This is a genomic window from Microbulbifer hainanensis (assembly GCF_014904735.1).
Classification (GTDB): domain Bacteria; phylum Pseudomonadota; class Gammaproteobacteria; order Pseudomonadales; family Cellvibrionaceae; genus Microbulbifer; species Microbulbifer hainanensis.
The window spans coordinates 130,032-145,746 of sequence record NZ_JACZCR010000020.1 but is presented as its reverse complement, the minus strand read 5'-3'; the positions used below and the strand labels follow the sequence as shown (position 1 = coordinate 145,746).

15 protein-coding genes are annotated in these 15,715 nt (G+C 62.1%); 5 read left to right on the top strand and 10 right to left on the bottom strand.

Annotated elements, in window-relative coordinates:
• Complete coding sequence (locus tag IG168_RS06915; protein WP_193163239.1) at positions 1–600, bottom strand: chorismate--pyruvate lyase family protein; 600 nt, start codon at positions 598–600, stop codon at positions 1–3.
• 190 nt (positions 601–790) lie between these two features.
• Between IG168_RS06915 and IG168_RS06910 the strand changes: the two genes are divergently transcribed.
• Positions 791–2,104 carry a dicarboxylate/amino acid:cation symporter gene (locus IG168_RS06910; protein ID WP_193163238.1) on the top strand — a complete coding sequence of 438 codons (1,314 nt, stop codon included), beginning with the start codon at positions 791–793 and terminating at the stop codon, positions 2,102–2,104.
• Positions 2,105–2,115: 11 nt separating this feature from the next.
• Here the strand turns inward: IG168_RS06910 and IG168_RS06905 are convergent, their stop codons facing one another.
• From IG168_RS06905 to IG168_RS06890, 4 genes are all read right to left on the bottom strand, one after another.
• Positions 2,116–2,838, bottom strand: coding sequence for a hypothetical protein (locus tag IG168_RS06905; RefSeq protein WP_193163236.1), 723 nt, complete (start codon positions 2,836–2,838; stop codon positions 2,116–2,118).
• A gap of 186 nt (positions 2,839–3,024) precedes the next feature.
• Positions 3,025–3,708 carry a hypothetical protein gene (locus IG168_RS06900; RefSeq protein WP_193163234.1) on the bottom strand — a complete coding sequence of 228 codons (684 nt, stop codon included), beginning with the start codon at positions 3,706–3,708 and terminating at the stop codon, positions 3,025–3,027.
• Between the two features lie 169 nt (positions 3,709–3,877).
• The gene (gene recG, locus IG168_RS06895) at positions 3,878–5,962 is read right to left on the bottom strand and encodes an ATP-dependent DNA helicase RecG (RefSeq protein ID WP_193163578.1); all 2,085 of its coding nucleotides are present in this window, start codon (positions 5,960–5,962) and stop codon (positions 3,878–3,880) included.
• Between the two features lie 7 nt (positions 5,963–5,969).
• Positions 5,970–6,893, bottom strand: a complete 924-nt coding sequence (locus IG168_RS06890) for a hydrogen peroxide-inducible genes activator (RefSeq protein ID WP_193163232.1) — start codon at positions 6,891–6,893, stop codon at positions 5,970–5,972.
• Positions 6,894–7,082: 189 nt separating this feature from the next.
• On the opposite strand from IG168_RS06890, the gene IG168_RS06885 reads away from it, so the two are divergent.
• The 3 genes from IG168_RS06885 (at position 7,083) to IG168_RS06875 (ending at position 9,543) form a co-directional block, all read left to right on the top strand.
• The gene (locus IG168_RS06885) at positions 7,083–7,343 is read left to right on the top strand and encodes a GlsB/YeaQ/YmgE family stress response membrane protein (protein WP_193163229.1); all 261 of its coding nucleotides are present in this window, start codon (positions 7,083–7,085) and stop codon (positions 7,341–7,343) included.
• 230 nt (positions 7,344–7,573) lie between these two features.
• Positions 7,574–8,455, top strand: coding sequence for a sugar nucleotide-binding protein (locus tag IG168_RS06880; RefSeq protein ID WP_193163227.1), 882 nt, complete (start codon positions 7,574–7,576; stop codon positions 8,453–8,455).
• 68 nt (positions 8,456–8,523) lie between these two features.
• Entirely contained in the window at positions 8,524–9,543 is a 1,020-nt protein-coding gene (locus IG168_RS06875) for a zinc-binding dehydrogenase (RefSeq protein ID WP_193163225.1), read from the top strand.
• 18 nt (positions 9,544–9,561) lie between these two features.
• Here IG168_RS06875 and IG168_RS06870 read toward each other — a convergent pair whose 3' ends face one another.
• The 5 genes from IG168_RS06870 to IG168_RS06850 form a co-directional block, all read right to left on the bottom strand.
• On the bottom strand, positions 9,562–9,945 hold the full coding sequence (locus IG168_RS06870; protein WP_193163223.1) for a RidA family protein: 384 nt from the start codon (positions 9,943–9,945) through the stop codon (positions 9,562–9,564).
• Positions 9,946–10,197: 252 nt separating this feature from the next.
• A complete protein-coding gene (gene spoT, locus IG168_RS06865; protein WP_193163221.1) occupies positions 10,198–12,315 on the bottom strand; it encodes a bifunctional GTP diphosphokinase/guanosine-3',5'-bis pyrophosphate 3'-pyrophosphohydrolase in 2,118 nt (705 codons plus the stop codon).
• A 43-nt stretch (positions 12,316–12,358) separates the two neighbouring features.
• Positions 12,359–12,625, bottom strand: a complete 267-nt coding sequence (rpoZ, locus tag IG168_RS06860) for a DNA-directed RNA polymerase subunit omega (protein ID WP_193163219.1) — start codon at positions 12,623–12,625, stop codon at positions 12,359–12,361.
• Between the two features lie 149 nt (positions 12,626–12,774).
• On the bottom strand, positions 12,775–13,395 hold the full coding sequence (gene gmk / locus IG168_RS06855) for a guanylate kinase (RefSeq protein WP_193163217.1): 621 nt from the start codon (positions 13,393–13,395) through the stop codon (positions 12,775–12,777).
• A 236-nt stretch (positions 13,396–13,631) separates the two neighbouring features.
• Positions 13,632–14,876 (bottom strand): sterol desaturase family protein, encoded by a 1,245-nt coding sequence (locus IG168_RS06850; RefSeq protein WP_193163215.1) that lies wholly within the window; start codon positions 14,874–14,876, stop codon positions 13,632–13,634.
• A 219-nt stretch (positions 14,877–15,095) separates the two neighbouring features.
• Here IG168_RS06850 and IG168_RS06845 point away from each other — a divergent pair, with 219 nt between their 5' ends.
• Positions 15,096–15,644, top strand: coding sequence for a DUF805 domain-containing protein (locus IG168_RS06845; RefSeq protein ID WP_193163213.1), 549 nt, complete (start codon positions 15,096–15,098; stop codon positions 15,642–15,644).
• Positions 15,645–15,715: the final 71 nt, after the last annotated feature.

The window sequence follows — 15,715 nt, the reverse complement described above, 5'->3', positions numbered from 1 at the left end:
TTATTCCCCCGTTGCCGATTCGAGTTCGCCGCGGCCATAAGGCGCGGCCTCAGGGTGGAAAGCGCCGAGAAAGGTTTCCGCCACCAGCAGTGGCTTGTCCCGCAGCCAGAAGGTTGAGCGGCGGCCCCAGGCACTATCGCCCTCGCCCGCCAGCGCTTCCAGTTTGCAGGACGGATTGCGGCGCAGCCGGTTCAGCGCAATGGGGCCGCGGCGGATATCCGGTTCGCTGAACAGCAGCTCTCCGAGCGGTCGCTCGTCGAGGCTGCGCAGGTAGCGCGACTTGCCCTGCAGGCTGCGCAGAGGCAGTACGCTACGCGCATACACCCAGGGCTGGCCGCGGCCGCACAGCAGTACTTCGCGCACCAGGGCGCGGCTGCGGTCGCGCAGGTCCAGCGCGCGCCGCTCTTCCAGGCTGGGCTGCTGCCAGCGCTGGCTCAGCAGGCGCACCTGAAACTGGTTGCCGCTCAGGTGTTTGAGCGCGGCCGTCAGCGAGCCGGGATGTTGCAGCCACGGCAGCAGTGACGCGGGTGGCTGCTGGTGCAGTGTTTCCAGCGGCCGGGTAAACCAGTCGCCAACCGGCTCAAATGGAGAGTGATACAACGCAAACTCCGCTCAGGACATAAAGACGCCATTGTACCCGTTGCGCCGCGCGGGAAAAGGATCGGCGGCGCACACGCTTTTGCCCACGGGGGCCGCTGTCGATATAGTGGCGGTTTGCACAGAATAATTGCGGGCGAGAAGGCGCGGCCCCAGGCGCTCCTTCCGCATCGACCCGGAGACAGATTTCACTATGGGACTCACCACCAGAATCCTGATTGCGATGCTTGCGGGCATTGTGGTCGGCGTGTTGTTCAATTTCCTCAATACGAGCCAGGTACTCGGTGCCGGCGCAACCGATTTGGTGCACCGCTACCTCACCGAAGGGTTGTTCGATGTCGTCGGGCGAATTTTCATTGCGTCGCTGAAACTGATGGTGGTGCCGCTGGTGCTGGTGTCACTGGTGTGCGGGGCCTGCGCCCTGTCCGAAGGACACCGCATTGGCCCGCTGGCCGGCAAGACATTGCTGCTCTACCTGCTCACCACTGCCGTTGCCATCTCCCTGGCGCTCCTCGTGGCACTGGTGATCCAGCCGGGCGTGGGTGTGGATATGTCACTGGCCAAGGATGTGACTTTCGAGGCGAAGGAGTCTCCGCCGCTGTCGGAAGTACTGGTGAACATTTTCCCGACCAACCCGGTCGAGGCGATGGCCCGGGGCAATATGCTGCAGATCATCGTCTTCGCACTGCTGATGGGCTATGCGGTAGCGCGCTGCGGCGAGCCGGGCAAGCGCATGGCGGGCTTTTTCAATGACCTCAACGAGGTCATCCTGCGCATGGTTGGCGTGTTGATGGTATTCGCCCCCTACGGTGTCTTCGCACTGCTGGCGAAGACCTTTGCGACGCTCGGGTTCGATTTCCTCTTGCAGCTCGCCAAGTATTTCTCCGTGGTGCTGTGTGTCCTGCTGCTGCACGCGCTGGGTGTTTATTCGCTGTTACTGAAGCTGCTGTCGGGCCTCAATCCGATCGAACTGTTCAAGAAGATGCGCCCGGCCATGGCATTCGCGTTCAGTACCGCCTCCTCTGCCGCCACGATTCCGGTAACACTGGCGACTGTGGAAAAGCGCCTGGGTGTGGATAACAAGATCGCCGCCTTTACTGTACCGCTCGGTGCGACCATCAATATGGACGGCACGGCGATCATGCAGGGCGTGGCGACAGTGTTCATCTCGCAGATGTACGGTATCGATATCGGTCTCACCGGCTACCTGACGGTGATCCTGACCGCGACCCTGGCTTCTATCGGCACGGCCGGTGTGCCCGGAGTGGGCCTGATCATGCTGGCAATGGTATTGCAGCAGGTGGGTCTGCCACTGGAGGGGATTGCGATCGTCATGGGAGTGGATCGCCTGCTGGATATGGTGCGCACCGCGGTAAATATTACCGGCGATTCCGTCGTCAGTACGATTGTGGCGAAAAGCGAGGGCGCCCTGTCCGAAGAGACATTCAACGACCGCAACTACGACAGCGTGGCCAACGGCGGTTTCATGGGCGCCAGCGCCAACTAGTTCCTTCCGGGCTAGCGGGACGGGTGGTGCATTGTGGCCACCGGTCCCTCTTCACTGTCTGAGTCGGCGATGATATCCCGCAGATCCCCGGCTTCCAGGCCACCATCAATCTTGCGGACGATCTTGTCAGTCATTTCTGTCAGCGCCTGCTTGATAGCAAGTTCCGTGGTGTCTTCCGCCTGACCGCCATTGCGGGGGGTCTTGACCTGGTAATTTTTGCTGATGCGCATCTTGGTGAGGTTCAGGTCTTGCTGCTGTACGACATTGCCGGCCGTGTCTCCCAGCTGGTACTCAAAGCTACCGGATAGCTCCACGGTGCCCTGTTCCACCTCGTAACCAGCTTCGGACTCCAGGTTGCTGAAATGCTTGACCACTTTGACGTTCAACCGGTTGTGGAGCGTCAGGATTCCTTCGCGTTTGACCAGCGGTACTTCCTCGTCGGTGAAGTAGGCGTTCAGACGCGCATTCAGCGTCTCCTCCAGGTGCTGGCGATATTTTTGCAGGGCTGCATCCTTGATCGCCTTCAGGTCGTGGGCGCCGCCGGACTGGGCCAGCAGCACCGAGAGATTGGCCCCCGTTACCGGCATCGGCACGTCGATGGTGATATCCACCGGTGCTATCTCGAGAGTGGGTGTCTGGACGTCATCGCCGAACAGCGAGGCGTGGGCACTGGAAGCCAAAGCAATGGTCAGCAGGCTGGCGAACGCCAACTTGCTGGGTGAGATTCTCGTCACTGGTGTCTCCCTGGATCGTCTGTCCGCGGCGAATGAATTTCGCTCTACAGTATGATGAAGAACCTAAAGGCTGCCATTTCAGGGCTTCAAGAGCAAAAAATTTCCGCGACTGGTAAGTCAGTACCTTGTTTCTGTGAGCGCGACCACTGTTTGAACAATTTTGATTTGGTAGTGCTCCGGGGCGAATTACCCCGCGGCCAGCTCGCGCAGGGCGTCGGCTTCCAGGTTGTCCTCAACGCGGTCGATCAGCCGCTTCACCAGGTTCGTCAGCGCCCGGTTGATGGCCGCATCAGTGGTGTCATCGACGTTACCGTCCCGACCTCTCTTCACGCGATATTTTTCCCGGACACGCAGGTCGCCGATATCGATGTGCTGTTCGCGCAATGGCGCGCCAGCGGGGTTGTCGAGGCGGTAGTGGAAATCGCCGCTCAACTCGATAGTGCCCTGCTCCACCTCGGTACCACCGTCCTGCTTCAGGTTGTTGAGCTGCTTGCCGATGGAAATGTCCAGATAGTTGCGCAGGGTCAGGAAGCCACCTTCCTGTACCAGCGGGACTTCTTCATCGTCGAAAAACTCCTGCAAGTGTGTATACAGGATGCGCTGCAGTTCGGCGGAAAACTTGCGTGAAGCCTTTTCTTTCATGGCCGTCAGGCTGTTGCCCTTGCCGGCCTGGGCCAGCAGCAGAGCCAGGTCGTTGCCCTGTATCGAGGTGGGGGCATCCAGCGCGATTTCCGCCGGTTTCAGGGTGAGGCTGGGGGTGTGTTCACTGCCGCCGAAGCCGAGAAAGCCGCCTTCGGCCGCTGCAGTGCAGTGGGCAAACAGAAATAGCAGGCTCGCGGCGAGCGACCTGTACCGGGGGAATGGATGCACGAGACTCTCCGTGTACTCTCAATTTTTATCGCTGTTATCGAATCGCTGCTGTCGGCTGGTGCCGGTCTTTTTGTTTTGTCAGCGTTGTCAGGCTGCCACTAGCAGCGGCGGAGCGCAAAAATATTGGTGACCGGAAAGGGGGTGCTGGTTTCGGAAATGGACCGGTTGGTCAGGCTTCCGCATAGCGGGGTTTGTTCTGCAGCCAGCGCGCGATCAGTGCGCGGCGGGCACTTTCATCGAGGGCGGGAGCGGCGGCAATGCGCTGTACCTGGGGCAGGAGGTGGGCGTCGCGCTGCAGGTCGGCAATACGGTGCTGGATCTCACCGGTCTGGCGGGTGCCGAGGATCTCGCCGGGACCGCGCAGGCGCAGGTCCTCTTCGGCGATGGCAAAACCGTCGCTGTGCTGGCGCAGCGCCTGCAGGCGCGCGCGGCCATTCTGCGACAGCGGGGTACCGTACAGGAGCACGCAATGGCTGGCGATGGAACCGCGTCCGACCCGGCCGCGCAACTGGTGCAGCTGGGCCAGCCCGAGGCGTTCGGGGTTTTCGATAATCATCAGGCTTGCGTTGGGCACGTCCACGCCCACTTCGATCACCGTGGTTGCCACCAGCAGGTCCACCTCTCCGGCCTTGAAAGCGGCCATGACCCGCTCCTTCTCATCCGGCTTCAGGCGCCCGTGGACCAGCGCGATGCGCATACCTGTCAGTACCTCCGCCAGTTCATTGGCTGTGGTCTCCGCGGCCTGGGCCTGCAGGCTTTCCGATTCCTCGATCAGTGTGCAGACCCAGTAGGCCTGGCGGCCTTCCGCCACGGCGGTCTGCACCCGTTGCATGACTTCCTCGCGGCGCTCGTTGGAAATGGCGACGGTATTGATCGGCTGGCGGCCCGGAGGCAGTTCATCGATCACCGAGCAGTCCAGGTCGGCGAAGGCGGACATGGCCAGCGTGCGCGGAATAGGCGTGGCGGTCATGATCAGCTGGTGCGGCTGCAGGCGCCCGGCTGCACCATCGGCGCTGCCCTTTTCACGCAGTTCCAGCCGCTGACGCACGCCGAAGCGGTGCTGCTCGTCGATGATCACCAGCGCCAGGTTATGGAAAACCACTTCGGGCTGGAAGAGTGCGTGTGTACCGACCACAAGTTGCGCCTCGCCGCTGGCGATGGCGGCGAGCTGTGCGCGGCGCTCGGCGGCCTTGAGGCTGCCGGTCAGCCAGGCCACGGAAATACCCAGCGGCTCCAGCCATCCACAGAAGTTGCGCCGGTGCTGCTCGGCCAGAATTTCCGTCGGTGCCATAACCGCCACCTGCGCGCCCGTGCCGATGGCCTTCAGGGCGGCGAGCGCAGCCACCAGGGTTTTGCCGGCGCCGACGTCACCCTGCAGCAGGCGCATCATCGGGCGGTGGCTGGCCAGATCCTCGGCAATTTCCGCGCAGACACGCTGCTGGGCACCTGTCAGCGAAAATGGCAGGCGGCTGAGAAAATCCCGCTCGAGTGCCGCGTTGGCGGATAGCGGCGGCGCGGCGATGGCGGCGTTGCCGCGGCGTACTTCCAGCAGGCTCAAGTGGTGGGCGAGCAGTTCCTCGATGGCCAGGCGCTGCTGGGCCGGGTGCTGTCCCTCCGCCAGTTGCGCCAGGTCGACGCCGGCGGGCGGTGTGTGCAGATAGCGCAGCGCGTCGGCGAGGGGATAGCGCATGGCCGCGGGCAGGAGTTCAGTCGGCAGCAGTTCGGTGACACCGCCGCGCTCGAGCAGATCCAGCGCCTGCAGCATCAGGCCGCGCAGACGGCCCTGGCTGACACCCTCGGTCAGGGGGTAGACCGGGGTCAGGGTATCCGGGTGCGGCGCGGTTTCTTCGCCGACGATTTCGGTTTCCGGGTGGTACAACTCGAGACCCGCGCTGCCGCGGCGCGCTTCGCCGTAACAGCGCAGGCGCGCCCCGCGCGCGAAGCGGTTCTTCTGTGCCGCGGAAAAGTGGAAGAAACGCAGCGTGATGGTGCCGCTGCCGTCCTGCAGTCGTACGACCAGGCTGCGGCGGCGGCCGAACACCACGTCAGCGGCGCGCACCTCCCCTTCAATTACCGCATCCAGGCCGGGGGTCAGCGCGGCGATGGGCGTGACGCGGGTGCGGTCCTGGTAGCGCAGGGGCAGGTGGAACAGCAGGTCCTGGACCGTGGACACATGCAGCTTGCCCAGCACCTGGGCGAATTTGTCGCCCACGCCCTTGAGCGCGGTTATCGGCAGTTCGGCGAGGTTGTTCACGTTCGTGTTACTGATCGCCGAGCTGGCACTGGCTGATCGCCTCTCGCAGTATGTCGATGGCGCGGTGGCGCGGGAAACTCGCGCGCCAGGCCAGCGCGACGGTGCGCTGGGGTGCGGGCGGCGAGAACGGCCGCGTCGCCAGCAGGCCGCTGGCATATTGGGACGCGGTCGCGGCGGACAGCGGCAGCACTGTGATGCCGAGACCCGACGCCACCATATGGCGCAGGGTTTCCAGCGAACTGCCGTCGGCGGCGGTGCGAATCCGGCCGCTGCCGGCCTCTTTCTCGATGGAGTGCTGTAACTGCGGGCAGGCTTCGAGTACCTGGTCGCGGAAGCAGTGGCCCTCGCCGAGCAGCAGGACATTGTCCTGCGACAACTGGTCGGGATCGATGCTCTGCTGAGCGGCCAGCGGGTGGTCGGCGGGCATCAGTACCACGAACGGCTCATCGTAGAGGGGCTGGGTCACCACATCCGGCTCGGTGAACGGCAGTGCGATGATGATGGCGTCCAGCTCGCCCTTGCGCAGCCGCTGGCGCAGGGTGGCCGTATAGCCTTCCTCCACGTAGAGCGGCATGTCTGGTGCCAGTTGCTGTAATTGTGGAATGAAGTGCGGAAATAGATAGGGACCGATGGTAAAAATGGCACCTACGGACAAGGGGCTGGCCAGTTGGTCCTTGCCAGCGCTGGCGATGTCCTTGATCGCCGCCGACTGTTCCAGCACCAGCTGCGCCTGGGCCACGATCTGTTCGCCGAGCGGCGTCGCCTGCACCCGTGTCTTGGAACGTTCGAACAGCGCGACACCCAGTTCCTTTTCCAGTTTTTTGACGGCGATGGACAGGGTCGGCTGGCTGACGAAGCAGCGCTCGGCGGCGCGGCCGAAATGCTGCTCCTGGGCCAGGGTCACGATATAGCGCAGTTCATTGAGCGTCATGATTGAGGCAATTAAGTTACCGAAAGCAATAGTAATTATTCATGATTAATCGGCCCGTGGCCAACCTGAAATGCAATCGACAGTGAGGCCCGGTCGAATGAGGAAAATTTGCTATTTGTGGGCCTAGTTAAGCGATAAAGGCGCAATTTTTTGCTATACGTGTAAAGTCACAAAGCGTGGAGTATCGCCATGGGCATTTTCTCCTGGATTATTCTCGGATTTATTGCCGGTGCGCTGGCCAAGTGGATCATGCCGGGGCCGGATCCGGGCGGCTGGATTGTCACCATCGTCATCGGTATCGTCGGCGCCTTTATCGGCGGTTGGATTGGTTCCCTGGTGGGGATTGGCGGTCCGGTCACTGGATTTGGTATCGGTGACATAGTGACGGCCACCATCGGTGCCATTATTTTTCTGGCGATTTACCGTATGCTCAAACGGCGTAGTCATTGAGCGACACCCGCCGCTCGTGCACCCTGCCCGCGGCGGCGGGCCGTCAGTACCTGACAAATGACAAATAAAGAACCCGCATCAAAGCGGCGTGTATTCGAAGGGCCGAACCGCGACCTCGCCTGATACGGCGAACACTCGCGGAGCTGCGGGCTTCTTCACTGGAGTAATATAAAAAAGGGGAATGTAGCAAGAGGGGTGCGGTAATGGCCCGATTCCTTGCTGGGACTGCTATGGCACAAGAAAAACTATGGATTTTCGGCTGCGGGGACCTGGGCGCGCGTCTGGCGCTGCAATTAAATCGCGAGGCATACAGTGTTAATGGAGTGCGGCGCAATCCGCTGGTTGCCCTGGCCACCAAGCGTCGTGCGGATGTGGTGAACTGGCGTCGCGGCGATGCCACCAAGCCGGAGGATGTCCAGGGGCTGCTGGCCGAAGGGGCCGATGTGATCCTGGCGACCTTTACTCCTGACGAACACACCCAGAGCGGCTACCATCGCGCCTATATCGATACTGCCACCGCCCTTGCCGAAGTACTCCCCAACCTCCCCCGCCCACCGCGCCTGCTGATCTGGGTTTCCTCCACGCGGGTCTACGGCCAGTGCGGGGACCAGATGCTCGACGAGCGCGCACCGCCCCAGCCCAGTGGCTTCCAGGGAGATATCCTGCTGGCGGCGGAGGAGATCATCCGCAATGCAGTGCCCACCACCTGCGTGGTGCGCTTTGCCGGTATCTACGGACCGGGCCGCGACCGGTTGCTGTCCCAGGTGCGCGCCGGCCGCTGTGCGCCACCCCAGCCCCCGCAGTTCAGCAATCGCATTCATGTCGACGACGCCATTGGATTCCTCATTCACCTGATGGAGCAGCACCGCGGAGGCTGGTCGCCGGAGCAGCTCTATATCGGTGCCGACTGTATGCCGGTGCCAATGCACGAACTGCAGCAGTGGCTGGTCAAGGCGATGGGTTACACCAGTGCCCATTTGCGCGAATTCGTGCAGACCAGTGAGCGCCGCTCGAAAAAGCTCAGCAATAAACGCATGCTTGAGACCGGTTACCAACTGAAATACCCGGATTACCGCAGTGGCTACAGCGCCCTGCTGGAAAGTGAGCGCTGACCACTGCCGCCGAAGCGGGCCCGGGCGTACCGGGCCGGCGCCGACTCTCTGGATCCCCGCCTTCCCCAATGAAAGACAGAACTTTCTGGCAGACCCCGAAGGCCGGCAATATCGCCCGGCTGAGAAAACACACTGAACCGCTCACAGCGCTGGCGCCCGACCGGGTGCGGGTCGATGTCGCTGCCGTTGGGCTCAATTTCGCCGATATCTTCGCGCTCACCGGGCTCTATTCTGCGACGCCCACGGGGGCTTTTATCCCGGGGCTGGAATTCTCCGGAACGGTACTGGAAAGCGGTGCCGCTGCGACGGAATTTGCGCCCGGGGATCGTGTGATGGGGGTGACCCGCTTCGGCGGCTACAGCTCGGTGATCGATAGCGAGCCGGACTACCTGATACGCCTGCCGGATGCCTGGAGCTTTGCCCAGGGTGCAGCGTGGCCGGCGCAGACACTGACGGCCTGGTATGCCCTGACCCGGCTCGGCGCGCTGCAGGCCGGACAAGAGGTGCTTATCCACAGCGCGGCCGGCGGGGTCGGGCTGCAGGCGATGAAGCTGGCGCGCGCGCTGGACGCTAATCCGCTGGGCACGGTAAGTAGCGCGGATAAAGTCGCCTGCCTCGGGGAGCTGGGATTCGACCGCGTCCTGATACGGGAGAAGCCGTTTGCACGGCAGCTGCGGCAGCACAGCCTGCACTTCGATCTGGTGCTCGACGGCATCGGCGGCGAGGTCCAGCGGGCCAGTTTCGATGCGCTTAATCCGATGGGGCGGTTGGTGGTATTCGGTGCGGCGGAGTTTACGCCGAGAGGAAACCGGCCGAACTATTTGAGCGCCCTGTGGCGCTACCTGCGCCGCCCGCGCTATGACGTCATGGATATGATCAGCAGCAACCGTTCGGTGCTGGCTTTCAATCTGATCTGGCTGTGGGAGCAGAAGGCGCAGTTGCGAGCGCTGCTGGCGGAGCTGGGGGATATTGCCCTGCCACCGCCGCTGGTCGGTCATCGCTTTGCGTTCGGGGATGCCCACGCCGCCCTGGATCTACTGCGTTCCGGGCGCTCAGTGGGGAAAGTGGTGCTGGAAACGGGCGACTGACGCCGCCCGCTTGTCGGATCAGATGACCATGATCCCTTCTGCCTCGAACAGGGCGCCTTTCGGCAATTCCTTCACACCCACGGCGGCGCGCGCCGGGTAGGGTTTTTCAAAACACTCGGCCATTATCTCGTTCACGATAGCGAAGTTGCTGAGGTCGGTCAGGTACAGGTTCAGCTTCACGATATGGTTGAGGGAGCCGTTGGCGGCTTCGCAGACGGCGCTCAGGTTCTTGAATACCTGGCGGGCCTGGGCGGCGAAGTCGGTAGAGACAATTTCCATGCTCTGCGGATCCAGTGGAATCTGGCCGGACAGATAGACGGTATTGTCGACCTTGACTGCCTGTGAATAACTGCCGATGGCCGCCGGTGCGCTATCTGTTTTTATGACGGCAGGATTGGGCATGGTGTACTCCCGTGGCCTCTATTTTGGCCGCTTGCTGGAAAAGAAAGCGGGAGAATATAGCGCGGTTTGTCGGGGAATGGGAGAGAGCTGGCTTCCCGCCGCAGGATTTGCGTCAGCCATCCACGCTGGGCGCCTCTGGCGAGATCGCCCTTTTAAGCTTGGTGGGGGATTCGCAAAGGTATCCGCGTGTGTGGCCCCGGAATCTCAGCCGTCCGCGGCAAAGAGCAGGTTGCGGCAAGCCGAGGCGATAATCTAGGGGCGCGCAATCCGAATCACTGCGGGCAGGTTGCGCAGACGCTTCATGACTCGCGCCAGGTGCACGCGGTTGTTCACTTCCAGCGTCATGGCGATCACGCTGTTGTGCGCGTCTTTCTCGTCGACGTGAATCTGCTCGATGCTGGCGCCCTCTTCGGTAATGCGGGTGGCCAGACGTGCGATGATGCCGCGCTCCGATTCCACTTCCACACGGATATCGCCGAGGAACTCTCCCTTCACGTCCGGTGACCAGTTCACCGTCATGATGTTTTCCGGGTGCTCGCGGAATTCATTGGTGTTGCGGCAGGTGTCCCGGTGAACCACGACGCCCTTGCCGGAACTGATATGGCCGATGATGGTGTCGCCGGGAATCGGGCGGCAGCAGCGCGCGAAACTGATCAGCATGCCCTCCTGGGCATCGATGGTCAGCGGCGACGAAATATTGCTCGCCTCGGTCTCCTCGCTGCCGGACGGTACCAGCAGCTTGGCCGCCGAGAAGGCCACCTTGTTGCCGAGCCCGATCTCCTCCAGCAGTTTCTCCAGGGTCGCGCACTTGGTTTCCTGCAGACCCTTCTGCAGTTGTTCCTCGCTGAGGTCCTGCAGGCGGATGTTGAATTTACCCAGCGCTTTTTCCAGCAGGCGCCGCCCCAGCGACACGGAATCGTGGTGGCGCTGGTGCTTGAGGAAATGGCGGATGGCACTGCGGGCCTTGGCGGTGACGACGAAATTGAGCCAGTTGGGATTGGGCTGGGCGTTCTTGCTGGTGAGGATCTCCACCTTCTGCCCGCTCTCCAGCGGCTGCGACAGCGGCGCCAGGCGCTGGTTGATGCGCACCGCCACGCAGGAATTGCCCACGTCGGTATGCACCGAATAGGCGAAGTCCACCGCGGTGGCACCGGCGGGCAGGTCGATGATTTCGCCTTTGGGTGTGAACACATAGACCTCATCGGGGAAGAGGTCGATCTTCACATTCTCGATGAATTCCAGCGAGTCGCCCGCGCGCTGCTGCATCTCCAGCAGGCCCTGCACCCAGCGGCGCGCGCGCACCTGGCTGGTGCCGCCGGTGTTGATCACCTTGTCCCCGGAGGCCTTGTACAGCCAGTGGGCGGCGATGCCGCTGTTGGCCATCTCGTCCATTTCCTTGGTGCGGATCTGCACCTCGATCGGCACCCCGTGCATACCCAGCAGCACCGTGTGCAGCGACTGGTAGCCGTTGGATTTGGGGATGGCGATGTAGTCCTTGAACTCGGAAATGACCGGCTTGTACAGGTTGTGCATCACACCCAGCACGCGGTAGCTGGTGTCCACACTGTCGACGATGATGCGGAAGGCGTAGACGTCCATGATTTCCTTGAACGACTTCTTCTTCGCACGCATCTTCTGGTAGATGCTGTACAGGTGCTTCTCGCGACCGATTACCAGTGCGTCGATGCCCTCGCGCTGCAGGCGCACCTCGATGGCGTTCTGGATTTTCTCCAGCAGCTCCTTGCGGTTGCCACGTGCGGCGACCAGGGCAGCGCGCAGCCGGCTGGCGCGCAGTGAGTGGATCGCGAAAAAGGCGCGATCCTCGAATTCGATGCGCACATCGTTCATGCCCAGGCGGTGGGCGATGGGCGCGTAAATTTCCAGTGTCTCGCGGGCGATGCGCGCGCGCTTCTGTGGCTTCAGGGCGCCGAGGGTGCGCATGTTGTGCAGGCGGTCGGCAAGCTTGACCAGAATGACGCGGATATCCCGCGCCATCGCCAGCGCCATTTTCTGGAAGTTTTCCGCCTGCTTCTCCGCCGGGCTGTCGGTCTCGAACTGGGTCAGTTTGGAGACGCCATCAACCAGATCGGCCACTTCCTCGCCGAACTGCTCTTCCAGCGCGGCCTTGGGAATCCCGGTGTCCTCGATAACGTCGTGGAGCATGGCGGCAGCCAGGCTCTCGTGATCCATGTGCATGCCGGCGAGGATGGTCGCCACGGCGAGGGGATGGGTGACGTAGGGTTCGCCGGAACGGCGCTGTTGGCCATCGTGGGCCTGCTCCGCGTAGAAGTAGGCGCGGCGGACTATCTGGATCTGATCGGGAGGGAGGTAGGACGAGAGGCGGTGGGCCAGACTATCGATGGTGTGCAAAGCCGCGCGCGCCTCTCAGTTCCCGGGTAAATCGTAAAATGGCTTACAGGTCCTGCTCGGACAGGTAGACCGGTGCGGAGACGGACTGCATCGGCGCCTCGTCTTCATCCGGCTGGTCTAGAATGCTGGCGTCGACAAAGCCTTCCTCGATTTCGCGCAGGGCGATTACCGTGGGCTTGTCATTCTCTTCCGGCACCATCGGGTCGCGGCCACCGGTCGCGATCTGGCGGGCGCGCTTGCTGCCCACGATGACGAGTTCGAAGCGGTTGTCGACGTGCTCGAGGCAATCTTCAACGGTAATACGTGCCATAAACTTACAGTTCCATTCAGCAGTGCCCACAGGGGCGAATTCGGTACGCGGCCACGGCGGCCGCCGGACCGGAGATTTTACCGCAGTGCGCGGTGTACGTAAATCGAACAACCGGTCCGGAGGCGTGGAAAGCTCTGTTCGGCGGCCAGTCAGTCGTGGCGGAGCAGCGCTTGCAGCAGGTCGTTGTAGCGCTCCTGCTGGTGCACCAGTCTCTGTCGCTGGGCGGCGATCACCGCGCGCAGTTCGGCGAGTGCCTGGTCGAAGTTGTCGTTGATCACCAGGTAGTCCGCCTCGACATAGTGAGACATCTCATCGATGGCCTGGTCCATGCGCCGCTCGATCACGCTGTCGTCGTCCTGGCCGCGGCCGGTCAGGCGTTGGCGCAGGGCCTCCTGTGACGGCGGCAGGATGAAGATCCCGACCGTGTCCGGCAGCAGCCGGCGCACCTGGGCGGCGCCCTGCCAGTCGATCTCCAGAATCACGTCGCGGCCGGCGGCCAGGGTCTGCTCGACCCACTCTTTCGAAGTGCCGTAGTAGTTGTCGAATACCTGTGCGTGCTCGAGAAAGGCGTCCCGATCCAGCATCTCCAGGAACTGTTCGCGATCGACGAAATGATAGTTGACCCCGTGTTCCTCACCCGGGCGCCTGGTGCGGGTGGTATGGGACACCGAGACGGTGACGGCGCTGTCGCTGTCTACCAGTGCCTTGACCAGGCTGGTTTTCCCCGCGCCGGAGGGCGCGGACACGGTAAAGAGAGTTCCTGTTTGCACAACTGATCCTGTATCCGGGCGAATGCGCGGGCATTATAACCGGCTGTGGCGGCGGGCAAAGTCGCGAACGGAGATGGGACTGGGGAAAAGGCTGATCCCCGGCCGGGCTTGGGGGGGAAGTGTTGGGATTTTCAACCCTGCGGTACCGCGTGCAGCGCTGAAACCCGGCCGGGGTCACCCTGCGGAAGGTCTGCCGGACACCACAAACCCCCTGTGGCCGGTTTCACTTCCTGTTGCTAATCGCTAACGACAGCGACTGTATCCTCTTTGTCCGTAAAAGCCAACCACCACCACGAAAGTCCGCTGACCAGCACATAGGCTCCGAGCGCTACAGAAAGTGCCGAAGGCAGCAGCGGCACCACCGGCAGCAGCAGTAACAGGCGGCCCAGTTCCCAGTAGCGGGCCAGACGATGATTGTCGAGGATGCGGCCGTTGACGATCAGTCCCAGCGCCAGCAGCGCCACCGCCAGCACCTGTTGCCCGTAGTCCATTTTCTGCGCGTACCACAGTAGTGGCAGTGTCGCGGCGGAGTAAAAAATGTGTTGAAGTAGCGCGTAAATGCGCCTAGCTCCGCTGATTTTCGGGTCGAAACGCTCGAAATGCTCCAGATCGCAGGAGGGCACCGGCATTGCCGCTTCCGCATCTGCGGGGCGGTAGCCGGTGCGGCGGAACCACAGGGTGAACTTGTCCCACCAGCTCTTGGTGTACCAGGCATCCAACGCCATGCGCTTGTAGTGTTGCAGGTTGGCCGCCAGTGGATCGAAGGAGTTCAGCGGCTTGCGCACGCCGTAGATGCAGGGCTCGTTGTCCAGCTCCTCCTGGTAACTGCCGAACAGGCGGTCCCAGATAATGAAAACGCCGCCGTAGTTTCGATCCACATAGACCTTGTTCTGGGCGTGGTGTACCCGGTGGTTGGACGGGGTCACGAAGATCCACTCCATCCAGCGCACCTTGGGGAATTTCTGCGTGTGTACCCAGAACTGGTAGATCAGGTCGATGGCGCCGGCAGTGATCAGCAGTTCCGCCGGCAGGCCGATCAGCAGCAGCGGCATGTAGAAGATCCAGCCGATGGGCAGGCCGCCGCTGGGCTGGCGCAGCGCCGTGGTGAGGTTGTAGTCCTCGCTCTGGTGGTGCACCAGGTGGTCGGCCCAGAACAGGTTGATCTCGTGGGCGATGCGGTGCTTCCAGTAGTAGCAGAAGTCGTAGGCCACCACCGCCAGCAGCAGGTGCCAGGGATTGCTTGCCGACCAGTTGAAACCCACCGCCTCGTAGTAAGGGGTCAGCAACTCGTACAGCGGGATGTAGATCAGCAGGGTGATACCGGCGCGGATCAGGCCGGTGATGCGACTCAGGATACCGGCGCTCAGGCTGCCGATGGCGTCGTTGAGCCGGTACAGGCCCCAACCGCGCCAGCGATCCAGCGCGAGTTCCACCAACACCGCTATCAGGAAGAAAGGAATCGCCAGGGTGACAAGGCTCACAACGTACCTCTTTATTCTGTTATCTGGTCGAATTGTCGCCACTTTGCCACAGGCCCTGCATGGCGCCTAGCTGTTAAAGGATGCGATTTTGAAATCCGTTAGATTTTGTTGTCCGCCGCGGGCGTTTCGCCTGTTGTGACCGTGCAAACTCGTTGGGATAATTTTGCCGACTGGCATTGCCCGGTCAATGCAGGAAATAACAACACTAAAGGAAGCTTCATGTCCTCAGTAGCAAACCCCTACGCCTCACCGCAGGCCGCCGATCTCACCACGGGCACCGGCGATACCCCGGTCCAGCCAAAAATATTTTCCTTCTCCGGGCGCATCGGCCGCCTGCGCCTGCTCGCCTACTCGATAATCTCCTCGTTCACGTTTGTCGTGATCGGGGGTCTGTTGGCTGCAGTTCTGGTGCCGGTCAATCCGGCCGCGGGCTGGCTCATTTATGTACTGGCAACGATGTTGAGCATGGTCTATGGGGTTGCGCTGTATGTGCGCCGCCTGAATGACCTCGGCCAGTCCGGGTTGTGGGTGCTGTTGATGTTTGTACCCCTGCTCAATTTTGCGCTGATTATTTACGCGCTGTTCTTTCGCGGCGATGAGGGTGCAAATGCCTACGGACCGCCGCCGACGCCGAATGCCGGCGGCACTGTGGTCGCCCTGATCCTTGCCATATTCATGGGGGTTGCCATTATGGGGATGGTCGCGGCCGTCGCCATTCCCGCGTATCAGGATTATGTCGAGCGCGCGCAGCAGGCACAGTCGCGCTAGTGAAAACCCCCAAAAAAGCCGCTCTCATGAGCGGCTTTTACTGGCGGTCGGCGTAGGAGCATCCGATATTC